The sequence below is a fragment of the Niallia sp. 03133 genome (assembly GCF_052663225.1).
Window position 1 is genome coordinate 233548 of sequence record NZ_JBQTCY010000003.1, and the last position, 24835, is coordinate 258382.

The 24835-nt window shown below is 34.3% G+C and carries 18 protein-coding genes and 1 riboswitch; of the genes, 14 read left to right on the forward strand and 4 right to left on the reverse strand.

All coding sequences use genetic code 11. The features are described 5' to 3' along the window. Positions 1–7: 7 nt before the first annotated feature. On the forward strand, positions 8–1231 hold the full coding sequence (locus ACTYBU_RS05690) for a hypothetical protein (protein WP_445487877.1): 1224 nt from the start codon (positions 8–10) through the stop codon (positions 1229–1231). A gap of 269 nt (positions 1232–1500) precedes the next feature. On the opposite strand, the gene ACTYBU_RS05695 is transcribed toward ACTYBU_RS05690, so the two are convergent. Beyond that, on the reverse strand, positions 1501–1632 hold the full coding sequence (locus ACTYBU_RS05695) for an anti-repressor SinI family protein (protein WP_445487879.1): 132 nt from the start codon (positions 1630–1632) through the stop codon (positions 1501–1503). A 24-nt stretch (positions 1633–1656) separates the two neighbouring features. Then, a riboswitch (cyclic di-GMP riboswitch) is annotated at positions 1657–1743 on the reverse strand. 210 nt (positions 1744–1953) lie between these two features. On the opposite strand from ACTYBU_RS05695, the gene ACTYBU_RS05700 reads away from it, so the two are divergent. The 6 genes from ACTYBU_RS05700 to ACTYBU_RS05725 all read left to right on the forward strand — a co-directional run bounded on the left by ACTYBU_RS05700 (position 1954) and on the right by ACTYBU_RS05725 (position 8640). Beyond that, positions 1954–2721, forward strand: a complete 768-nt coding sequence (locus tag ACTYBU_RS05700) for a WecB/TagA/CpsF family glycosyltransferase (RefSeq protein ID WP_445487881.1) — start codon at positions 1954–1956, stop codon at positions 2719–2721. Positions 2722–2788: 67 nt separating this feature from the next. Beyond that, positions 2789–3880 carry a hypothetical protein gene (locus tag ACTYBU_RS05705; RefSeq protein ID WP_445487883.1) on the forward strand — a complete coding sequence of 364 codons (1092 nt, stop codon included), beginning with the start codon at positions 2789–2791 and terminating at the stop codon, positions 3878–3880. A gap of 259 nt (positions 3881–4139) precedes the next feature. Beyond that, positions 4140–5108, forward strand: coding sequence for a UDP-glucose 4-epimerase GalE (gene galE, locus ACTYBU_RS05710; protein WP_445487885.1), 969 nt, complete (start codon positions 4140–4142; stop codon positions 5106–5108). Positions 5109–5479: 371 nt separating this feature from the next. Continuing rightward, the gene (gloA2, locus tag ACTYBU_RS05715; protein WP_445487886.1) at positions 5480–5866 is read left to right on the forward strand and encodes an SMU1112c/YaeR family gloxylase I-like metalloprotein; all 387 of its coding nucleotides are present in this window, start codon (positions 5480–5482) and stop codon (positions 5864–5866) included. 385 nt (positions 5867–6251) lie between these two features. Next, entirely contained in the window at positions 6252–6779 is a 528-nt protein-coding gene (locus ACTYBU_RS05720; protein WP_445487888.1) for a VanZ family protein, read from the forward strand. A gap of 313 nt (positions 6780–7092) precedes the next feature. Continuing rightward, the gene (locus tag ACTYBU_RS05725; protein WP_445487889.1) at positions 7093–8640 is read left to right on the forward strand and encodes a glycosyltransferase family 2 protein; all 1548 of its coding nucleotides are present in this window, start codon (positions 7093–7095) and stop codon (positions 8638–8640) included. Positions 8641–8676: 36 nt separating this feature from the next. Here the strand turns inward: ACTYBU_RS05725 and ACTYBU_RS05730 are convergent, their stop codons facing one another. Then, a complete protein-coding gene (locus tag ACTYBU_RS05730) occupies positions 8677–9852 on the reverse strand; it encodes a CDP-glycerol glycerophosphotransferase family protein (protein ID WP_445487891.1) in 1176 nt (391 codons plus the stop codon). After that, positions 9845–10240, reverse strand: a complete 396-nt coding sequence (gene tagD / locus ACTYBU_RS05735) for a glycerol-3-phosphate cytidylyltransferase (RefSeq protein WP_445487893.1) — start codon at positions 10238–10240, stop codon at positions 9845–9847. Before tagD ends, ACTYBU_RS05730 begins: the two co-directional genes overlap by 8 nt. 383 nt (positions 10241–10623) lie before the next feature. Here tagD and galU point away from each other — a divergent pair, with 383 nt between their 5' ends. The 7 genes from galU (at position 10624) to ACTYBU_RS05770 (ending at position 24100) form a co-directional block, all read left to right on the forward strand. Further along, positions 10624–11514, forward strand: coding sequence for a UTP--glucose-1-phosphate uridylyltransferase GalU (galU, locus tag ACTYBU_RS05740; protein ID WP_445487895.1), 891 nt, complete (start codon positions 10624–10626; stop codon positions 11512–11514). A gap of 1039 nt (positions 11515–12553) precedes the next feature. After that, the gene (locus ACTYBU_RS05745) at positions 12554–16468 is read left to right on the forward strand and encodes a PA14 domain-containing protein (protein ID WP_445488143.1); all 3915 of its coding nucleotides are present in this window, start codon (positions 12554–12556) and stop codon (positions 16466–16468) included. A gap of 485 nt (positions 16469–16953) precedes the next feature. Continuing rightward, positions 16954–17640, forward strand: coding sequence for a YetF domain-containing protein (locus tag ACTYBU_RS05750; RefSeq protein ID WP_445487896.1), 687 nt, complete (start codon positions 16954–16956; stop codon positions 17638–17640). Positions 17641–18394: 754 nt separating this feature from the next. Next, positions 18395–20518 (forward strand): CDP-glycerol glycerophosphotransferase family protein, encoded by a 2124-nt coding sequence (locus ACTYBU_RS05755; RefSeq protein WP_445487898.1) that lies wholly within the window; start codon positions 18395–18397, stop codon positions 20516–20518. A 272-nt stretch (positions 20519–20790) separates the two neighbouring features. Further along, entirely contained in the window at positions 20791–21612 is an 822-nt protein-coding gene (locus ACTYBU_RS05760; protein ID WP_445487900.1) for an ABC transporter permease, read from the forward strand. A gap of 13 nt (positions 21613–21625) precedes the next feature. Further along, positions 21626–22435 (forward strand): teichoic acids export ABC transporter ATP-binding subunit TagH, encoded by an 810-nt coding sequence (tagH, locus tag ACTYBU_RS05765; RefSeq protein ID WP_445487902.1) that lies wholly within the window; start codon positions 21626–21628, stop codon positions 22433–22435. A gap of 606 nt (positions 22436–23041) precedes the next feature. Continuing rightward, the gene (locus tag ACTYBU_RS05770; RefSeq protein ID WP_445487903.1) at positions 23042–24100 is read left to right on the forward strand and encodes a glycosyltransferase family 4 protein; all 1059 of its coding nucleotides are present in this window, start codon (positions 23042–23044) and stop codon (positions 24098–24100) included. A 568-nt stretch (positions 24101–24668) separates the two neighbouring features. On the opposite strand, the gene ACTYBU_RS05775 is transcribed toward ACTYBU_RS05770, so the two are convergent. Continuing rightward, a complete protein-coding gene (locus ACTYBU_RS05775) occupies positions 24669–24812 on the reverse strand; it encodes a hypothetical protein (protein ID WP_445487905.1) in 144 nt (47 codons plus the stop codon). Positions 24813–24835: the final 23 nt, after the last annotated feature.

Here is a 24835-nt window from a genome sequence, read left to right on the forward strand (position 1 = left end):
GGAGAATATGAATTGGAAAAAAAGTGCACTAATTATCATTATTGCCCTATTTCTTGTCTTTAATATTGGTTTACTTCTTAAAACAAAACATTCATTTGACCGAAGTACATATGTTCACGCATGGACAAAAGTGAAAGAAAGAGATTTAGTGCAAAAGATGGACAAAAAAGGACTAGGTGCTCCTTTAGAAAAACAGTCCGTTTATTTGGATAACAGCAAAGGGGCTTTCAGTGGATTTTTAGTGAAAAAAGGAGAGTTTGTTGAGCCTAACACTCCTATTCTAGCTTATACCAATCATTCAGCAAAAAAGTCGACTGACACCTTACAGTTGGAGATAAATCAACTGGAAAAAGAGCAGAGCAGTCTGCAAACACAAATAAGTGAGCTCAAGCGTCTGCAAACTACTGTCTCATCCGCAGCTTCTCCTACTGGTGATGAAGATAATAATAATAATAATAATAATAATAATAATGAATTATTATCAACATCTATTGAACAGCAAATTTTAGACAAAGAACAAGAAATGGCTAAGAGTGCGGCAGCTATTGAAAAGAATCAGGCTTTAATTCATAGGAATGAAGAACAATTACAAGATGAAACGGAACAAAGTACAATATCAGGTTATGTTGCTTCCATCAAAGAAGATTTAACAAATCCTATCATAACCATCGTATCGGATAAACAAATAGTGGAAGGGCTGTTAAAGGAAGAGGAACGACCAAAGGTAAAAGAGGGAATGGATGTAGTCATTAATGGAAAAAACAACAAAGTGTATTCTGGCAAAGTTGATTATGTTTCCGCATTGCCAAAGGATCAAGCATCGATTAAAAAGGAAAGCATGTATCCTTTTGCCATTACATTAAATGAGCAGTCAAAAGAAATAATCAGCGGAACACATGTTGATATGCAGGTGATTACAGAGAAAGTTTTAGATGCTATTACCCTTCCGAAAAAAAGCATTTTAATGAAAGAAAGAACAAATAGTATATATACGATTGAAAATGGGGCTATTGCAAAAAAAGAAGTAGCGACTGGATTGTATGTAGATCAATATCAGCAACTAAAAAGCGGAGCAAAAATAGGGGAAATTGCTATTATTCCAACTGTAAATAAAAATATAAAGGCGAAAACTTATATCACCCCGATAAAAGTAAGGGAATGGCCAAATATGACGATGGAAAATAGACGAAAAAAAGAACTGCTGCGATATGTACTAAAAGGGTTCTTATAAAGTGAACCTTCCATCAGTGGGGGGTTCTTCATCCTCCCTGATGGCTAGTTGCGGTTCACAGGATGTGGATCTTACTCTTCGTTAAGAGTGGGATAAAGAGTAGAATAAATATTAAAAAGACAGTACCTGATCAATTATCGGGGTATTGTCTTTTTCTGTTAGATAATATACTTATCAATAAAAATATAGCTATAAAAACAAAAAATATTAGAACAGAAACATTTAATATCAGAATAATCTGATAAAATCGTAGATAATATTTGATAGAATTACTTTTTAAGAAGAAAGGAACGTATTTGATCTGGTGTTAAGCCTAATTGTTTTGCCTCGAGTATTAGTTTTATCCAATCAGGATCTAACTTTTTTGAATGAGATAACTTAGTGGGAAACAAATTTATCACGGTAATAAACCTCCTTATATTATATAAGGTGGCCCAGCCATCATAGTAATAAATTACCTTAGATCTGAAGCTTTGCGTCCCACCTTTTCAGATGGTTTGCCTTTATCTTGGATAATTTGAGTACAAACATTAAGCTTTTATTGATGAAGTATAGTGAAGTTAAGCTTATTTTACCATTTATTATGACTTGATGAAAACATATAGTTTCCTGTAAAATTCGACAATTAACTACAAAATCACTAGATCTGCTGCTGGATTGTATCCATTTTGTTTTTTATATATAATGTAGACAGAAATTCCAATAGGAGAATGAATCAGAGAATGGAAAAAAGATGGTTAGGAAATATTCATGTAAATGTTGTTAATACGGAAGAAGCAATTAGATGCATTGATGACCGTTTAAATAAAAAAAAATCTACTGAACTATTTTTTTTAAATGATCATTGCTATAATCTTGCTCAAGAAGACAGAAGTTATCGAAATATGATTAATTCATGTGACTTGTTACTTAATGATGGAATCGGAATTGAAATAGGAGCTAAACTTCTTGGGTTTCAATTTAAAGAAAATTTAAATGGCACTGATTTTATACCAGCTCTTTTTGAGCATTTAAATAATCAAAATCGGAAATACCGCATTTTTCTTTTAGGAGCAAAACAAGGGATAGCGAGTAAGGCATTAAAAAGACTGCAGAATCAGTATAAACAGCTTGATTTTGTCGGAGAGCACCACGGCTACTACGACCAACATCATTCTGATGCGGTTATTGATGATATTAATAATAAACAAGCGGATATATTATTAGTTGGGTTTGGAATGCCTTTGCAGGAAAAGTGGATTGCTGAACATCGAGCACATTTAAAGTGTACGCTTACAATGGCTGTTGGCGCCTTTATTGATTTTTCATCTGGAAATGTAAATCGCGCCCCAGGGTTATTCAGAAAGCTGCGATTAGAATGGCTGTATCGAATGGCAAGGGAGCCGAAAAGATTATGGAAACGAAATCTAGTTGGTCATTTTGCGTTTTTTTATTATATAGTAAAACAGAAATATAAGAAAAAAACGGTTTCTGGTAAGGTTGGTTCATGATAAGAAGAGAGAAAAGGATGCTGGGGTTTCAGCATCTTTTTCAAATATGAAAGGATAGAGCGTGGTCGTGGGAAGTTGGCATTCTAAATTATCAAAGTTAATTCAATGGGCGATTATTTTTCTTTGTGTGTTCTTCCTTATGTTCGCCAGCTATTATTTTTTGGTTTATACAAATAAGGAAGAAAAAGTATCTTCAGAAAAACAGGCAGAAATAACGAAAGGGACAGAAGAACAAAATGAGATCACAGTACATAAAGGAACAATAGAGTCTATTATGGATAATGCTATTATTATTTCGGGTATGAAATATCTGTACACTAGCACCGTACAAGCTGTCTTAAACACTAAAAATGAAGAAGCATTAAAGCATGCTGAAATACAATTTAATGTAAAAGATGATAATACTATAATCCAAATCAATAGACTTCAGCTGCAAGCCAGTGGTAAACCATCCTCTGATAAAACCGATAACATAGTAATGAGCGGCAGTAGCGAAGCGTTTAGCGGAGACTTAATTGTTCAAGCTGATTATATAACGATTAAAGACATAAAAATTGATGGAAATCTTACTATTACGGAAGAAAATAGTCATCAGGTGATGTGTGACAATGTATTAGTAAATGGTCAGACGATTATAGCAGGAAAAGGACAAGCTGTATTGAATAATGTACAGCTGAATCACCTATCCAGTGAAACGAATACAGCAGTAGATGGCGAATCTTCTGTGGGGACTTTAACAGTAAATAAAGAGGCAGCGGTGATTGTAGGGGAGGAAGCGAGTGTTCAGCTCTATGTTCCGGCTGTAAATAATACAACTTTATCTTTATATGGAGAGGTAGAGACCTTAAAAGCAGACACTGTCTTTTTAATGACTGGAAGCGGAAGGATTAAAGAACTGATTTTACAAAAAGATAGTTCTTTAACAAGTGATTTTTCAGGAAAGATAACCAATCTTCTTTTGCCAGATGATGAAAAACCAGAAGTATATATAAAGGATTATGATAAGTTGGCAGGAAGTATTGATAAAGTAAATGGAAAATTAGTTGAGAATCATCCTTCTGTTTCTGACACATATGAGCGCAATAATACAAAAACACCAAAAGCTCCTGAACATTTTTCAATAAAGATTCCTGATATAACCATCCCAAAAACTCCCTAATAATAAGGAATAGGCTGCCTTATGGATTTGTTTATCCCACTCTTAACGGGCAGTAAGACCTCCACTGATGGAAGTTTACTTTATATTTAGATGATTGTGGGGGAAAGAAAACTTTTGCAGTTATCATCTATTTTTGAACTCTTATGTTAAAATACAAATATTAGGAAAAATGGAGATCCATTGTCGGTATCTATATTTTCTGCGATAAACTTAAATGTCATTGTTTTTAAACTAGATTAATAGTGAAGGAGCAAAAATTATGATCTTAGTAGTAGGCGGAGCCGGCTATATTGGCAGTCATTTAGTAAAGGAATTAGTAGAAAAGGAAGAAGTGCTTATACTGGACAATTTAACAACAGGCCATGTAGAAGCAATAGATTCTAGAGCTGTCTTTGTAGAAGGAGATTTAGGTAATGAGGAAGATTTAGATCCTATTTTTTCCAAGTACCCAATTAAAGCAGTGATGCATTTTGCAGCATTTAGCTTAGTTGGAGAGTCTGTTCAAGATCCATATAAATATTATGAAAACAATGTTGCAAATACTTTAACTTTGTTAAAAGTCATGTTAAAACATAAGGTCAAGAATTTTATCTTTTCCTCCACTGCAGCTACATATGGAATACCAGAAGAGGAAATTATTTTGGAAAACTCTATCACCTCGCCAATCAATCCATATGGAAAATCAAAATTAATAGTCGAACAAATTTTAACAGATTTTCATCAAGCATATGGATTAAACTATGTTGTATTGAGATATTTTAATGCAGCAGGAGCTCATATATCTGGAGAAATTGGTGAAAATCACGATCCTGAAACGCATCTGATTCCACTTATTCTACAGCATTTGTTAGGAGAAAGAGATTCAATTTCTGTTTTTGGAACAGATTATCCAACGGCTGACGGTACTTGCATCCGCGACTATATTCATGTAACAGACCTTGCAGAGGCGCATATTCAAGCATTGGAAGCATTGCTTGATGGTCGCAAAGAAGCAGAAACTTATAATTTAGGTAATGGTTTAGGTTATTCTGTTAAAGAAGTAATTGAAACATGTGAAAAAGTAACAGAACGAAAAGCAAATGTTGTTTTGGCAGAAAGACGTGCTGGCGATCCTGCAAGACTTGTTGCTTCTTCAGATAAAATTTTTAATGAATTAGGCTGGAAAGCGGTCCGTAATTTGGAGGAGATTATTGGGAGTGCGTGGGAATGGCATAAAAAAGGGGAGTAAACAAAACCTTTGATTTTGGGGGAATCTGCGAGATTATGTTGGTTTGGAAACGCTTATTGCTCAGTGCCCTTCCTTAGAAAGAGAAGTGTATTCAGACTGTGCTTTAAATTAAGAGCACTTTTTTTTTTCAAGTAGACCCCATGCAGCCAAATTTGCACCATGGCCCATGAAAAAGAAGCAGCTTCCACTATTTATAGCTCAGAGCAGCCGGCATATACGAAGACTCCTATGGGATTAGCGGGAAAGACGAGTCGCCGCAGGAGTGAAGCTCCGAGTTATCGACGCCCGCCTTATGGAAAGCGAAGTATATGCCGGCTGCGGAACCCTATTTTCAGGGTAGCCTTTTTATTGTGGAAGAGGGAGGGAAAAGAATGAAGGTAAAAAGGATTCATCATATCGCCATTATTTGCAGTGATTATGAAAAATCCAAGCATTTTTATGTTGATATATTAGGATTTACCCCACAATTAGAAGTATACAGAGAAGAAAGAAAATCGTATAAACTCGACCTTAAGGTAAACGATGTCTATCAAATTGAACTATTTTCTTTTCCTAATCCAAAGGAAAGGCCGAGTTATCCGGAAGCGACAGGATTGCGCCATATTGCTTTTGAAGTAGAAGATATAAAAGAGACAGTTGATTATTTAACGAAATATTCTATTGAAGTAGAAGAAATACGAACAGATCCATATACGAATAAACAATTTACTTTTTTTGCTGATCCAGATGGGCTTCCTATTGAAATTTATGAGTTGTAAGGAATAGAGAAGATGTCAAATACAAGATATGTTAAGCAGTAGTTCTTCCTTTGTATTTGTTTAAGGTGCTAACGGTTTGCAAGATAAACTGTTTGTCTTGAGAGCTTAATAATTTCCAACTGCCTACTTTAATTTTCATTAAATATCCATCCTTCCAATTAATATTTTATTTAAATAAGTGGAATGGCTTTATCAAATTTTTTTGTATATATAACATATACCGCAATAATCAGAAGAAAAAACCATAAAATTATCAACAAATCATGACATAATATTTCCCGAGAAATGTCGGGGAATGTTTTAAGATTAGGACATAAAGAATATACATATTTATTGGCTAAACAGCCTTTTCTCCAATTTAGAGGGAAAAGGCTGTTATATTAAAATGAAACAAGTATGCCATATAGGAGAGGAGAATTTGATGAAAAAGGCTGTATTTTTGTGGTGTCCTATTCTTATCATTCTTTTTATTATTTATTGTTTTTCGGCACAGCCATATAAAGATCAAGATATTACTCCATGGCTTCAAGCTGCCGAACATAACAATTTTCTGCATACTTTGTTCTCCCCTATATCTTTCACTTATGCAGGGAAAGAAATTAGTGTGCAAGCTTTAGGTGTAGCGCATTTTATGGAGTTTTTTATAAGAAAGGCATCCCATCTGATGGTCTTTTTTATTTTGGCTTTTTTTACAATTCGGGCAATCAAAAATTATACGAAAACAGCGTGGAAAGCAATTGTTATTAGTTTCTTGTTTGTCATGATATATGCTATATTAGATGAGACGCATCAGATGTTTACAAATGGAAGAACTCCGCTTAAATCGGATGTTATAGTGGATTGTACTGGAGGAGCATTAGGGATATTCTTTTATTCGAGCATAAAAAAGAAGCGAAATAGAAGAAAGAGCTAAAATACTTTCTGCGTGTGGAATAATCCAATTTGCCAACGGTCAGATAGTTTGGAATTGTCGATTTCTAGTATATGTTTAAGATAATTATGAATAAGTGTATAATAATAAAATAAATCTAAGTATGTGCAGACACAGCAGTATTTGCACAAACTGCAGGCTGATCGAAAACGTTTGTATTTCGAGGCGTGAAGCTTTGGGTGTGATCTGAGTAAAAGGAACAACGAAGAAATCGAGCTTTTGTCGACAGCCTGTATAAATGGTTCATTTAATGGGCTTATAAAATAAAAGAGCTACAGAAAGACGGTGTTTTTGTTTGTCTAATACGTATAACAAATCAGATTTTGAAAAACAAAACAATATAAACTATAATAGCAGCGGCTACTTTATCTTTAATAAAAGACCAAGCATATTTAATGTTTTGAAAAAGAAAAAAGATAAGGTCGTAACAGTGGTTACACCTGTATATAATGCTGAAAAATATTTAGCAAAAACCATTGACTCTGTAATAAATCAAACAATGAATTTTAGTGAAATAGAATACATATTAGTGGATGATGGCTCAACAGATATGTCCCGTCCGATCCTGTTGGAGTATGCAAAAAAATATCCGAATATGGTAGTCGTATTTTTAGAGAAAAATACAGGAACACCAGCACAGCCAAGAAATCTAGGGATTGAATTAGCTGCTTCTCCATATATTACTTTTTTAGATGCAGATGATTGGCTTGAAGAAGATGGGCTGGAAACATTGTATCAAATACTAGTAGAATCTAATGATGATTATGTGGTAGGAAAAACGATACAAGTGGAATCGAAATCAACTAAAATTGTTGGGGAGCATGAATCATGCATGGAGAGAAGAAATATACTGCCGACTTCTATTCCACATATTTTTCAACATTTAGGACCACGGTCGAGAATGATGAAAACAAGCTTATTAAAAGAGAATAATATTAGATATCCTGAGATGAAGTACGCGGAAGATAAACAGTTCTTTATCGATGTATTAACAAATGCTAAAACAATTTCTACAACAACGAAACCAATTTATTATTTAAATAGATTAGATGAAAATGATGCATCTTTAACAAAACAAACATCTATTATGCAAAAAATGGATACGAATATAACCGTAATTAACTATGTTAAAAGCAAAAATTTAGATGTTAAAACGGAAAAGATGATTTTAAATCGTTTATATGAATTTGATTGTATTACGAGATTCTTTAACAGACAGCATTTCTTTAAAAGTAAAAATAAAAAAGCTTATTACGATAAATTTAATGAAGTAATCGAAACAACAAAAGACCTTAAATATTCCATTGAAGATCAATTTTTCCACCCTATAAATAAAGTGGTATATAACATTTTCTTAACAGGAGAAAAGGAAAAAATTGCTCCGCTGTATATGTGGGACAAAAAAGAAAAAGTGAAGCAAATTGAAATCATTGATGATCTGCCTTATATGGTTACCCCGTTTGAGGATAATAAATATATTAGAGTGTCGATGGCTGGTTTCTTTAATGAAGGTTTATTTGAAGAGGATAAGTACACATTACACTTTTCTGTATATGGTGATTTTATATACGAAGTAAATGATTTAATTCTTCGAGACAGAAATAATCCAGAAAATCAATATTCCTTCGAAGTGACAAAAAAAGACGATCATCTTTTCGAATTAGTTATTCCTATGTCTTTATTAAAAGAATTCAAAAAAGCAGGATATGCAATATTCCTTCGCTATAACGACTATCAAAAAATCAGTTTGATACGTCAAGATCCAAATCAACGGATTTATGAAAAAAGAATGTATCAATTTTATACAACGATCAATTCTAATGTAGGGCTTAATATTAAGTAATAAAAAAGACTAAACGGAGATGATTATATCTCATGTTTAGTCTTTTTTCAGCCATTCCAACAGTAAGCTAGCCGTATTTGCACTAGAGTTCCCTTTGGAATATTCATTCCATTCCTGATGGAATTGCTGGACTTTTGTAATATCTGCATATGGATTCATGATAATATTCACTATTTCGGCTGTGTTGGAAACAATAGGACCAGGAACAAGCTCTCGATAATTTTCCCAAAAACCTCTTGCAACAGCATAATCCTCTAAATCATATGGAAAAAATATCATTGGTTTCGCTAAAAAAGAGAATTCAAATGGAATAGACGAATAATCTGTTATCAAAATATCCGTTATTAATAGTAATTCATTTATATTTGGATAGTTTGTTAAGTCATATACAAAACCCTTGAATGAATCCAATTCCAGTGTATTAGTAATATGCGGATGAAGCTTTAAAATTAGGATATATTCATTTTGCAGCGTTTCTTTCATGAGAGCAAGATCCAATGGAAGTGAATAATTTTTTTCTCCATCTCTGTATGTAGGTGCATATAAAATCACTTTTTTATGTTTTAAATCTGGGTAATCCGCATAGATGTTTTCTTGAATTAACTTTTTTCTTTCATTATGGAAAAAAAGATCTGTTCGCGGAATGCCTAAAGGCAGCATTTGATTCTTATTTGCGCCAAATGCTTCTTGGAAGATAGCTGACATTATAGTGGAACCAGACAAAATGTATTGAAATTGGTTGTACACATTCTGAAAACGAATTTTTGCAGCTTTTGTTCTTGTTTTAATAGATGGGTCTTTGCGACCGAATTGTTTAATGGCACCTGCTGCATGCCATATTTGCAGGCATTTAACATTTTTTTTAAACGTAATTTCTGATAAAAAGCCATAGTAATTATCGACTACAACAACTTTAGCAGTGGCAAGGTGATAAATGCCTTTCAAAAAGGGAAGAATCTTAGCAGGGGAAAATAACAAGACAACATCCATTGACTGCTTTTGTTGTGCAAAATAATTAAATGTTCTCTTTTCTGTTAAAAAAACACAAGGAATATCAGCCTGCTGCTTTTTTAATTCCATATAAATATAATGGTTATTTTCAGGAAAAGAGACACAAAAAACTATTTTCTTTTGCTGAGGAAATAGTTTTGCTATCCTAAACAGAAAAGAAAATAGTAATAAGTAAGCAGAAATGGCTAGTTCTCTAGCCATTTACTTTAAAAAGATCTTTCTTAATTTTAGAAGTGGAGATTCCAACCGTACGAGGTAAATAAATAACTTCACAATGATCCTTTAAAAAGTCAAATTTACCTTCCCAGTCGTCCCCCATAACAAAAATGTCAATATCGTTTTCAATAACGTCGTTTACTTTTTGATCCCAATCGTTTTCCGGTATTACTTCATCCACATAGCGAATGGCTTCTAAAATCATTTTTCGATTATCGTAACTATGGTATGCTTGTTTATTTTTAATGGCATTAAACTCATCGGTAGAAATAGCAACCGTTAAATGATCGCCTAACTCTTTAGCACGTTTCAAAATATTAATATGGCCCCAATGCAATAAATCAAAGGTACCATAGGTAATTACTTTTTTCATTTTTTTCCTCCTGAAAAATAAAAAAGAAAATCAAACTTCCTTTTTAAATAGTCGATTTATATTCTCGAATATATGTGTATATAATATGTTTATATCATTATACTTTCCTAATTATTTTATTTTAAAACTTTTATTTAGTTCTGACAAGTATTAGTATACATGAATAGTGGAAATATCTTACTAATCGACATACTCATAAGCATCATAGCAGTTGATAGACTTTGGAAAGTAGAAATGTCTGCTAATTAGGAATGAGTTGTCATTTTAACAAGGACTGTTTGTCGTCAACATAAGATAAACATATTATGTACATGATAAATATGGACAATTACATAATAAGACTTTAGAATATAAGTGCAAAGAGGAATTATTTGGAGGTAGTTATGACAAGAGTAAGAAAAGCAATTATACCTGCTGCTGGATTAGGAACTAGATTTTTGCCTGCAACAAAAGCAATGCCTAAAGAAATGCTGCCTATAGTCGATAAGCCTACCATACAATATATAGTGGAAGAAGCGATTGCTTCTGGTATTGAAGATATTATTATTGTAACAGGAAAAGGCAAAAGGGCGATAGAAGATCATTTCGATCATGCTTGGGAACTTGAGGAAAACCTTGTCAGTAAGGAAAAATTTGATTTATTAGAAAAAGTGAAAGCATCATCTAATGTGGATATTCATTATATTCGCCAAAAAGAACCGAGAGGACTTGGACATGCTGTTTGGTGTGCCCGCAAGTTTATTGGAGATGAACCATTCGCTGTTTTATTAGGCGATGATATTGTGGATAGTGAAAATCCGTGCCTAGGCCAATTAATAAATGAATATGAACAGACATTATCTTCTGTCATCGGTGTCCAAGTTGTGCCAGATTCTGAAACGCATCGATACGGAATTGTAGATCCGATTGAAGACTATGGAAATAGACGTTATCAGGTTAAGCAGTTTGTGGAAAAACCTGCACAAGGAACGGCGCCTTCCAACTTAGCGATTATTGGACGATATATTTTTACACCAGAAATATTTAAGTTTTTGGAGGAACAGGAAATTGGCGCTGGCGGCGAAATCCAGTTAACTGATGCGATTGAAAAATTAAATAAAATTCAACGAGTATTTGCATACGAGTTTGAAGGAAATCGATATGATGTAGGAGAACAATTCGGTTTTATTCAGACAACGATTGAATTAGCATTAAAACGGGATGATATTCGAAGTTCTTTAAAACCGTACCTAGTACAGCTTGCTAAGCTTCTTTCAGAAGAAACGATTAAATAAGCGGAAATTGTCCCATCTTATTGGGGCTGGCGTCCGCTAAGAATGGAATTAGTATATATAGTCATTCGGTTGCTCTATACACGTTATGTATAGAGTTTTTTTGTTTTCTAGGAAATTATAGACGAAATAGAGTGGTGGATAACTTAGCAGTTTGGTCCGCGTCCAGCTTCGAAGTATAAGGATGTACAAGTGTCGGCGTTGCCACAGGCTCTCAGGATACGAGTCAATCGACGTTGCAACAGGACGTTGCGTATTTAGTCGATTTTCCTCTTTGGCATATTTAGCCGACCAGCGCCTATCGCCTATCAAACTTCAGGTCATCTCTCTACGATAAGTCAACATCTACGCTTGCGCTCATCGTGTTTCCTTTATCACGTTATAACGGGCAGTAAGGTATCGCCTAAGAATTGTGAAGTAGGTGAAAAAACTGCCCGTAAAAACCTGATCGACTCAACTAACCATCAGAGGAAAATCGCCCTGATAGAAGGTTCGTTTTATCTCAGTCGAAGCCCTTCCGAAGTATAAGGATGTACAAGTGCCGATGAAGACATAAGGCCGTGGCGTAGTTAATCGGCCAGTTTGTACGGCGATGATCAAGGCGCTTGCGCTTTTGTTCAAAGATAAGAAAGTATAAAATTTTTGAAGTTAGACTAGTGTCTAGCTCCAGCGCCCTATCGACTTCAACGCTTCCCTCACCTCGTCTACGATAAGTCAACATCGAATCACTACGTTCTTCGTGTTTCCTTTATCTCACTCGATTCAGTCCAGCTTATTCTGTCGATGAGCAAGGGCGCTTGCGCTTTTCTTATACTAATACATAAAAAATATTGTAATAAAATCGATAAATATGTCATTTGGTGGTAATGATTTTGTAGTATTTTAGTGAAAATGGGAAAAAACAACTAGTTTTTTTCCGGAAATTAGCTTAACATTTGTACTAGGTTCTTAGATAATAGAACAGTAGCTATTTTTGGGGGTGTAACAAATCAGTAAAGAAAGTAATGTAATAAATAAGTATATTGTTATTTTTCTGCTTTTTATTAGTTTTTATGCTTTATTTTCAACTAATGATAGAGCAAGTGCGCAAGGTCTTTGGTCTGGAAGTTTTTATAATAATAAAGAGTTAACTGGAAAAGCGGTTACAAGTGAGTATGATGCAGTTAAATTTTATTGGGGCAAACAAGCGCCGATCAAAAATATAAAAGATAATGGTTTTTCTGCTAAGTTTCAAAGAAGCCTAGAGGTAAATGAGCAGAAAGACTATTTTTTAAGCACCTATGCAGATGATGCAGTCAGAATGTTTGTGGATGACAAGGTACAAATAGAAAGCTGGCGCAACTCAAGCGGGAATTTACACACAAAAGCGTTGCCGAATATGGAATCAGGTGTACATTCGATTAAAACGGAATATTATGAAAATACAAATGATGCCGTTTTATACTCAGAGATTTTACCTTTTAACAGCTGGGTAGGTTACTTTTATAATAACACCAGTTTTAAAGGGGATCCGCAAGACTCTCTTATCCTGGATGAAAACAACGGAAAGCTATCATTTAATTATGGTCTCCATACTCCTGGTGCGCAAAAAATTGGGGCGGACAATTATTCTGTAAAATTATCTACATTTAAACGTTTATCGGCAGGAGAATATGTTATTCAAACAAAAGCCGATGACATGCTGAAGGTATATATAGACGGAAAAAAAATCATAGATCAGCCAAAAAAAGGCTCTGAATCTATAAAAATAAAATTACAAGATAATAAGTCTAATAGTGATAAAGCCGTACATGAAATTAGACTAGAGTATGTAGAGAAGACAGGAAAAAGCTATCTTGATTTTTCCATCAAGCCATTGCAAGAGGAATTATCCTATGATAATTGGCTTTCTTCCTATTATAATAATCAAGAGTTAGCAGGAAATTCAAAAATAGCTGGTGGAAATAGTGCTTCAAATAAAGTAAATAGTTTGTTTTTTAATTGGGGATATACAAATCCAACAGCAATAACAAAGAAAGATTATTATTCGGCTTCTTTTTACAAGCTGTTAAAAAAAGATGATTATTTTATCGATGCAATTGCAGATGATGGAGCGAAAGCAAGCATTAACGGAAAAAGTCTTTTTAGTAGATGGACTGGTTCTGGGGGCAAGGAAAATAAAGCAATCATAACTGGATTAACGAATGACGAGAATATATTGCGTTTTGACTATCTAGAAAAAACAAAAACAGCATATTTTACAGCTGATGCAGTTCCTTTTGGAAATTGGCTGGCATACTATTATCCAACTACTAGTTTTAGTGGCACACCAAAAGCAAAAACGATCATAAGTGGAAATGAAAATGGAAGCCTTTCTTTTGACTTAGGATACGGTGCACCTGCAGTGGGGATTCCATCCAATAATTATTCTGCCAAGTTTCTTACTGCAATGAGGTTGCCAGCAGGTAAATATATGCTTCAAAATATTGCTGATGATGGAGTAAAGATTTATGTGGATGATAAATTAGTCATCGATAGATGGGGAAAAGGAAATTCTCTTGAAAATAAACTCCTGCTTACTATTAATGATGTGGGCAATGAGAAAGATGCTTCAAAAAAAGATGTACACTGGATCCGTGTTGAGTATTTGGAGAAAACAGGAAAATCGAAATTGAATTTCAAGATTAAGCCGATTAATGATTTAGTGACATCCTCTGATTGGCTAGGTATTTCCTATCCAACAAATAATTTATCTGGAGATGGATCTGTTTTTCAAACAAACAGCATTCATTATAACTGGGGGAAAAATCCAGGGTTTGCTAATGTAGGAAAAGACGGATTTTCCGCTTCTTTCATTAAAAAAATATCTGGGATGAATGATTATTTCGTTTATACGTTTGCAGATGATGGAATTAAAGTAAAGCTTGATGATAAAGATCTTATTTCTAGATGGAAAAATTCTGGTGGACGCTTAAATAGTGCCCTCATTAAAAACTTGTCGGATGAGGATCATAAAGTTCAAGTGGACTACTTTGAAAATACAGGGAATGCAACTTTAGCTGCCGATGTATTGCCTCTTGGCGACTGGGTTGCGTATTACTACAATAATACAAATGTTTCTGGGCACCCTGCAGCGGTCAACTCATTTAGCACTGATAATAGCATGTCATTAGAACGGGATTATGGGAATAATGCACCTGCTGGTGGAATAAATGCTGATATGTTTTCTGCAAAATATGTATCTGCTAAAAGAATAGATGCAGGAGAATATATTATAAGAGGATTATCTGATGATGGCATGCAAGTAAGAATTGATGGCCAGGTAGTAATTGATCAGTGGAAAAATGGTAAGTATCGTGAAAAGGCAGTAAAAGTAAAAATTGATAATACAAATAATGATAATATTCATTGGATTGAGGTTCGCTACTATGATAATACGAAAGCAGCTAAGTTTAAGCTTTCTCTTTCCAAATATGAAAATCAAAATGTAGACGATTCATCTGGCTGGTTTGCACAATATTATCCAGAAATGATCGATGCACAAAATCCTCCTAGCTACAGCTTGCAGGATAACAAGAAATCAGTCATTGCTGGTGGAAAAGACTCTTATAACAAAATACAAGATATTCATTTTGATTGGAAACAAGGGTCGCCAGATGCTGCCATTCCAAGTGATCGATTCACAGCAATTTATAAAAAAGTGATCAATGTCACCGAAAATACGAATTATAATTTCACCGTTTCTGCTGATGACGGCGTAGTATTAGAGATAGATGGGAATAAACTTATTGATTCATGGAATAACAGTGATGGGGAAAAGCGGGAACTTCTAGGTTATTATTTACCGAAAGGCTTTCATACCGTTCTGTTGAAATACTATGAAGATACTGGCGATGCTTCTCTTCATTTTGAGATGAGCAAGTCGAAGGATGTTTTCTCTAACTACTTTTACTTAAACAAATCAATTGATCAGCATGTGGATAATCAAATGCTGTTAAGTCCTCAAACTGATAAAAAATATAAAGCGTATATTATGGAAGATGCCTTAACATTTGTAAATAACGGTACGCAGGCAGTTATTAAGAATGATGCAAACGGTAAAAGCGGAAAATGGAATGTTCGTGGTGGGCCTAACACAGAATATTGGAGCATCGGGACACTAACAACAAATAATAAAGTAGATGTGATTGCAAAATCAACCATGGATAACTTCGGGAAATACTGGTATGAGATTAATTACTACAAATATTATGTTCCATCAGGCAAATGGTTTGAAGGTGTTCCGCTTACCTATACTTCTGCTTATCATACTTGGGTAAATGCTAGTCCATATGATGTTAAGTATTATTTGGATCCTAATAATTTCTTAACAGATAATAAACAAAAACTTCAATTCTTGGATTTATCAAGCAGCGCTAATTTAAGTGATGCAGAAGTAAATGAGAAGATTTTATTTAATAAAGGAATATTTGTGGGAAAAGCAGCTGCTTTTTTGGAGGCTGGTAAAGTATACGGCGTAAATGAAATCTATTTAATTTCACATGCGATGCTAGAAACGGGCAATGGGAAATCGCAGTTGGCTACAGGGACTACTGTTTCAAAAGTAGATGGAATAGATGTAGAACCAAGAGTAGTTTATAATATGTATGGAATTGGTGCATATGACAGCTCCCCGATACAAAGTGGATCAGAATATGCATACAAGCAAGGATGGTTTACTCCTGAAGCGGCTATCATTGGAGGGGCTAAGTTTATAGGAGAAAAATATATTAACAATGTCACTTATAAACAAAACACATTATATGAAATGCGATGGAACCCTAACCAATCGGATGCTTTCCAATATACTAAATACACTAATTCGCATCAATATGCTACAGATATAGGCTGGGCAAGCAAGCAAGTAAGCACTATGTATAATATGTACAGCTTATTAAGCTCTTACCGTATGCAGTTGGATATACCTTCTTTTAAATAAAGGCATCTGTTAAATCGTATTGTTGATAATTACTGTTCAGAGACAATAAAGTTGTTTGAAAAATAATAAAATCATTAAAAAAACCATAAAATTCTTTAAAAATGAAGAGCCGACAGCACAATCCAGCATTATTAATGTAGGATTGTGCTGTCTTTCTTCTTCCACTAAACCAGCTAATAGTTTCTCAACAGTTTTCAGTAAAAAAACTTTCCCTTAGAACGTGCGTAATTTCTTATTTCGAGGGATCATTCGAAACTTAATTAACTGGAATGGGATGTTTAGATTCTAAAATTTCCCCAGCTTTTCCTTAATCTACTTTGTGCACATCGATGATATCTTTATGCTTATCATCATTTACTTTATCTCTCGGACCTAAATAGTTTTAAGGCAGCCTTATAGTCGCCTAGGTTATTGAAATACATTAGTTTAACTAATTATTTTTTGGTTATACTATAGTGGAAATCCTTTAGAAGGGGTGGAAAATAGTGGGTGGTATAGGACAATTAACAATAGAACTATTAGTTGGTTTTATTGCACTATTAGTTGCTACTAAAATTTTAGGAAAGACACAAATCTCTCAACTTACTCCCTTTGATTTTATTTCTGCTATTGTTATGGGGGAACTAGTAGGAAACTCCATTTATGACCCTAAAATAAAGATATGGTCTATTTTATATGCTGTATCTTTGTGGACCATATTAATTTATTCAATAGAAATATTAACAAATAAATTCAGAGGAACACGAAATATTCTTGAAGGCAATCCTTCAATTATAATACGGAAAGGACATATAGATAGACAGCAGTTAAGTGCTAATAAAATGGATATTAATGAACTGCAACAAATATTGAGACAGGAAAAAGATATTTTTTCGATTCGAGAAGTAGAGTATGCGATATTGGAACCTAATGGGAAAATAAGTGCTATAAAAAAATCTAAATACGCATCTCCTACAATTGAAGATTTGAGTTTAAAACAGAAAGCAGTATATATGCCTATTTCATTAATAACTGACGGTCATGTTGATAAAGATAATTTAAAACAAACAGGGTTTGATGAAAACTGGCTCCTCAAACAGCTCATAAAAAGAAATATTACAAGGTTTGAAGATGTCTTGTATGCTGATTGGAAAGAGGATGAAGGTTTTTTTTGTTTAAAAATGAATGTATAAAAGAGGGCTTGGCAACTATTATTTTTTCATGTTATAAAATATCAGTTTCTTTAAATAATTCTATAATGAGTACTATTGATTGCGTGCAGCGGGAGAGATACAAAGCCCTAATCTTTTGTCAATTTCATTAATATTTAATGGGGAAATCGAACCTTAACTTAACATGTTTAATATAAAAGAAAAGCTGACGTAAAAGGTTGTTTAAGCAATTTTTGATATGCTCCCCTTTAGGTAGACAGATTAAAACAATAAAATCTGTTTAGCCTGAAGGGGAGCTTTTTTCTAATGAAAAAACAGAAGGGGAAATTTAGTGAAATTGGCTCCAAAAATGAAGATTTTTGATATACTGATGTATGGTGCGTGTTTGGAAGAGAACAGAAACCATTCATTTTACATAAATTTAGAGATTGCGAAGCATTCATTTTGGAGGATGTGTTTAAAAAAAGAAATATTAGCAATAAGATAGTAAGAGGATGAAATTATAAATACAGTCATATTCGATTTTTTCAGCAAAATTGCAAATAAGGCAAGATTCGATATTTAGTTTGAAATACTTTGAAGTAACCGATATAATGTGTGATAGATTCAAAAAGCTGGTATTTTTTTTAGAGAAAAAGTAGGAAAATGTTTAAATGAAAAATACTGTATAGCTTCGACGTACAGGATGAACAAGTGCCGATGAAGATTTAAGGACGGGGCGTTCTTAATCGGCCAGGCGCCATCGGCTCGAGGTCGTGTTGAGAGGAGTAGCAAAATGAGTGAATCTGGATTTGTGCATAAACAAGTTCAAAAGATTTCTATTGATCATAATCAATTATATATAAAATTTTGTTTTAAGCATGGTTTATTGGAAGGGAAGCAAGCAACACTCGTTTTTCTTCAAAGAAACACTGGACGTCCACTAAATTATGATTTTAAACAAATAGCTTTGCATGAAGACTATGGAACGTATGAAGCTACCATTTCTTTACATGACCATGACAACCTTTTCCATCATACTGCTGTATGGGATATGTATGTGTCATTAGAAGGAGAAGGGGAAGAGGAAGAAAAGAAACATCGTTTAAAAAGCAATGGAGCAGAATTAGAGCTTTATTATTGTTTATTTCCTAAAGAAGAAACGATGTTTTTTGCTTATACAACGAATAAAGGAAATCTCTCCTTTAAGACAACGAAACAACGAATAATTGCTAATATAGAAGAGACCTATTTATCTAAAGAAGGGTCTATTCGCATTTCTGGATATGGATTTGATCCAAATTGGGGTATGAATGTGCCTGCAGTTCAAGAGAAGAACTTAGTCATTACCAATAACATAAATGATGAGCAGCATAAAGTCATTCTCGAGTCTAATACAAGAAATGACTTAACGGAAATGTATGGGACAAGCAATCATAACTTTGATTTAGTAGGGTTCGAAGGAAACATTGACTTAAGCAAGTATTTAAATAATGATCCTTTAATCTATTATCGTTTTTACTTGGAAATCGTGTATGAAGAAAACGGCGAAACAAAACGATTGCTTAGTCCTCGTCTAAAATTTCAATCGTATAATCCTAAATATTTAAAACAAAAAACGATTGTTCCGAGTGTTTACGGAAAGAAAAGATACTTTCTTAAATCTACTGTAAAAAAACAATTTTTGTCTATAAGAGTTTCTGATTATAATGCAAAAAAAGAGCTGAAAGCTAGGATTAAAGGAAAGCTTCAAAGAATGAAAAGAAGCAAAAAGGCAAAGCTTCTATACAAATTGGCTTTTACCTTTTTAGGGAAATTGCCTTTTAAAAAAAATACTGTTGTCTTTGAAAGCTTTTTAGGCAAACAATACAGCTGTAATCCAAGGGCAATATATGAGTATATTAAAGAACATCATCCGGAATACAAGTTATATTGGAGTGTAGACAAGCGCTATATGCAGAATTTTGAAAACAGGGAAATTGATATGGTACCAAGATTCTCTGTTAGATGGCTGTTTACCATGTCTCGAGCACAATATTGGGTAAGCAACAGTCGTCTGCCATTATGGATACCTAAGCCAAAGTACACAACATATTTGCAAACTTGGCATGGAACGCCATTAAAAAGACTTGCAGCAGATATGGATGAAGTGCACATGCCAGGTACGAATACGGAAAAATACAAAAGGAATTTCTTGAAGGAATCCAGCAATTGGGATTATTTAATTTCTCCCAATAAATATTCCAGCGACATTTTCGCACGTGCTTTTGGGTTTCATAAAACCATGATTGAGTCAGGTTATCCAAGAAATGATGCATTGTTTAATGATAATACGGAAGATAATTTAATTGCTTTAAAAGAGAAATTCGGTTTGCCGTTAGAGAAGAAAATTCTTTTATATGCACCAACTTGGCGAGATGATCAATTTTATGGGAAAGGCAAATATAAATTTGATTTAGAGCTGGACTTAATGAAGCTGAAAGAAGAGTTGGGCGACGAATATATTATTGTGCTGAGAATGCATTATTTAGTGGCAGAGAATCTTGATCTAACGCCATATAGCGGGTTTGCCTATGATTTCTCTAATTATGAAGATATACGAGAATTATACTTAATTGCTGACTTGTTAATCACAGACTATTCTTCTGTATTTTTTGACTATGGCAACCTGAGAAGACCAATGATATTTTATGTGTATGATATCGAAAGCTATCGGGATAAATTGCGCGGTTTTTATTTTGATTTTGAAAAAATGGCGCCAGGTCCACTTGCAAAAACAACAGATGAAGTGATCGACTATATCAGACAAGCTGATGCTATGCCTTTAAATGAACAGTTCGAACAATTTTATAATATGTTTTGTTATTTAGAAGATGGGGAAGCTTCTAAAAGGGTAGTAGAAGAAGTGTTTTTAAAGTAAAAAAGTTAAATGCTGAGACATCTATCCAACTCTACATTTTTATTGTTGTAGTTGAAGCACGGAGCAGTCAGAATACACAAGACTCCTACGGGATTAGCGAGACAGGTGAGACCTCGCAGGAGCAAAGCGAAGTGTATTCTGACTGCGGTCTTTATTTTTCAGGGTAGCCTAAAATAAAAGACAAAGCGGATTTTCCCGCAGCTAATGAAAGTTTTACTTTATTAGAGTAGCCTATTGATCTTCAAATAGGCTAAAGGAAGGATACATGATTTATGGGTTCAATGTTTAAAGTTCTAAAAGAGCAATATGATAATTTTCATTTGATTAAAAGATTATCATCATATGAATTAAAAAGTGCAAATAACAATAATTATTTAGGGGTATTTTGGGAATTGTTTAACCCAGCCATTCAAATTGCGATTTATTGGTTTGTTTTTGGATTTGTTCAGCATAGAAAAGACGTAACCTATCCACACGGTGGCGGACAATACCATTATTTCTCCTGGATGTTGGCAGGCATACTTATTTGGTTTTTTATCTATCCATCTATTACACATGGGTCGAAATCAATTTATACAAGGCTGAAGATGGTGTCTAGGATGAACTTTCCGCTTAGTGCGATTCCATCCTATGTTATTTTATCGAAGCTTTATCCGCAGCTTTTATTAATGATTGGGACGATTATTGCGTTTCAATTTATGGGTATACCGATTAATATTTATTATTTACAGCTTCCATATTTTTTGTTTGCAACCATTATTTTTCTATTTTCTTTATCGTTGATTACTTCTACGATTGCAACAATTGTACGAGATTTTCAAATGTTGATTCAATCATTAATGAGGGTGCTGCTATACGTCACACCTATTCTTTGGCCGGCAGACCATTTTCGACCCGCCTTTCAATTTGTGATGAGATTGAATCCATTTTATTATTTGGTGGAAGGATACCGATATGCACTTTTAGGTGAAGGTTGGTTTATTGTAGAGCATTTGCACACCACGATTTATTTCTGGGTGCTCGTGCTGGTTATGCTTTTACTAGGCTCCTATTTGCATGTTCGATTTAGAAGGCATTTTATTGATTTCTTATAATGGAAGTGATGGTATGAAAAAATCAGTTGTTGTTAAAAATTTGACGAAAAGATATAAGTTATATACTAGCAATAAAGAAAGATTGCTTGATATATTTATGCCAAAAAGCTATGGAGAACCTTTTTATGCATTAAGAGATGTAAGCTTTGAAGCAGAAAAAGGGGACACGATTGGTTTTGTCGGCATTAATGGGTCTGGTAAATCAACGCTTTCCAATATTATTGCTGGGATTGTTCCAGAAACGTCTGGATCAGTTGAAATAGACGGACAAGCGTCGTTGATTGCTGTTGCTGCAGGCTTAAACAACCAACTGACAGGTAGAGAAAACATTGAATTAAAATGTTTAATGCTAGGATTCAGCAAAGAAAAAATTCACAGCTTGGAGCCTGAAATCATTGAGTTTGCGGAGTTGGGCAAGTTTATTGATCAACCAGTTAAATCCTACAGCAGCGGGATGAGATCACGATTAGGATTTTCGATTTCTGTTCACACAGATCCAGATGTGTTAATTATTGATGAGGCATTATCCGTTGGCGATAAAGCATTTGGCGAAAAGTGTTTTGAGAAAATGCGCGAATTTAAAGCAAAAGGAAAGACCATGTTTTTTGTCAGCCACTCTATCGGTCAAATGAAACAGTTTTGCGATAAAGCGATTTGGCTGGAATATGGAAAAATAAAAATGGAGGGAAGCATTAATGATGTCATCCCTGCATATGAAAAGTTTCTGAATGACTATAAAAAAATGTCCAATGAGGAAAAGAAGAAGTATCGTGAAAATGCTTCTAAAGGGCAAAGTGAAGAAAAAGAAGCGGTATTAAGTTAATATAATAGCAATGAAAACAACCTGGTTTCTAAAATAAGGTTGTCAGGCTGTTGAATAACGTTCGCTCTCTTCGTCACTCCCCGTTTTCTGTGGTGCTCATTACCCAAAAACGGTAACTCCGCTCCTCGAAAAGGGTCGTTTCTTTATAGACAAACGTTTTCAATCAGCCTGAAATTTTGCAGCCAATAGTATAACAAAGCCATGCACAAGAGATTTATCCAATGAAATCTCTCGTGCATTTTTTTGATAAGGAAAGGTTGTTTTTTTACTTGGTGGTCGCTAGGAGTGAATCTGTATACTTTTTGGTAAAAATAATGAAAATAACGCTGATTTTTGCACAGTTTGGATTAATTATTCACTTTTTCATTAGAAAAATGAAAATTGTCTATACTAAAAGTGCAACTTTTTTATTTTTCCGTCGTCTTATACTATAAAGATTAAGGTTTCATGAAGAATACATAATTATTTTGTAATAAAAATGTAAAAAAAGGAAAGGGATTTATGCACCAAGCTTGTTTGGAATGTGCTATAATAAATTTCGATATATTTATGGAAAAGACATATGCCTAGAAATGTACGTATAGTGGGGCATGAAGGAGGCACTTAATGATTTATTTAATGCTTATAGTATGTTTTTTTGGTTCCATCTTACTTACTCCACTAGTTAAAAAACTTGCATTTAAACTAGGAGCAATGGATAAACCGGAACAAAGGAAAGTACATCAAAAAATAATGCCTCGTATGGGCGGATTAGCAATATATATAAGTTTTATTATTGGGGCTTTAATTATAAATCCTGATAAAGCGTACCATTACCCTATTTTAGTAGGAAGCGTTATTATCATTATCACGGGAATGCTTGATGATATGTATAATCTTTCTGCCAAAATAAAATTTGGTGCGCAGACTATCGCAGCTGTAGTCGTAGTAATATGGGGTGGAGTGCAAGTTGAATTTATCAATCTCCCATTTGGCGGACAGATCCAATTCGGATTTCTAGATGTTCCAATCACAATATTATGGATTGTGGGAATTACAAACGCGATTAATCTAATTGATGGGTTGGATGGATTGGCAGCAGGTGTTTCTTCCATTGCATTATTCACCATGACTGGCATGGCAATGATTATGGGGAATGGATACGTTATCGCTATTTCTTCCATTGCTTTAGCAAGCACTTTAGGATTTTTATTTTTCAACTTTTATCCAGCAAAGATTTTTATGGGAGACACGGGAGCGTTGTTTCTTGGGTATATTATTGCGGTAATGTCCTTATTAGGTTTTAAAAATGTAACATTAATTTCATTCGTAATACCCGTTATCATTTTAGGAGTACCAATTTCAGATACTTTCTTTGCTATTATACGTCGATTAATTAATAAACAGCCATTATCCGCACCAGATAAATCCCACTTGCATCACTGTCTGTTAAACATTGGATTCACTCACCGTCAAACGGTTATTATCATTTATGCGATGGCGACATTTTTTGGGCTTGTTGCAGTAATCTTTTCACAGGCAAAAGTATGGGGCGCAATACTATTAATTGCTATCATGCTATTAATTATTGAATTGTTTGTTGAAAAAATCGGACTTGTTGGAAAAAATTATAAGCCGATATTAAAATTTATTAATGACCTGCGCTATACAACAGAAAAAAAATAAGCAGTAAAAGAGCTGTCCTAAATAGAGGATGGCTCTTTTTTTGTGGAAGGCTCTGTTAAACAATAATAATGTTGTTTTTGGGAAGGTAATTTGCGAGACTCCTGCTTAAAAAACGGGCTGAAAAGACCTCAGCTCAGACGGGTACAAGCGAGGCGGCTTGCTGGTTCGTCAGCGGAAAGCGAGTAGATTCACTGACCATTCAAAAATCAACAATCAAATTTAACAGAGACAACCATGCTAATAAAATTCGCACCATGGCGCATGAAAAGAAGCAGTCTCCCTATTTTATAGCACGGAGAAGCCGGGCATATACGAAGACTCCTATGGGATTAGCGGGACAGACGAGACCCCGCAGGAGCAAAGCTCCGAGGAGGCTCGACGCCCGCCCCATGGAAAGCGAAGTATATGCCGGCTGCGGGACCCTATTTTCAGGGGTGCCTTGTGGAAAAGGGACGAAGCTTAGCTGATTTAGATGAATTGGCGCACCTTACTCCATTTTTAAGGGAAATAGGACATTCGAAAGTCAAAAGACTGCCTCAACAGGCAGCCTTCTAGAAGCATCGAAATATTATTGGCCTTTATTCTTTTCATTTTGAATGGCTACATGCTTTGGCCTTTTTGGATAAGAGGGCTTGTCTGGGTCAGCAGGACCTGTAAGATTATTTCGTTTATCTAATACCTTCCCTGTATATTCAATTGGATTATTTCTCACTATATTCACCTCCTGTCTATAGG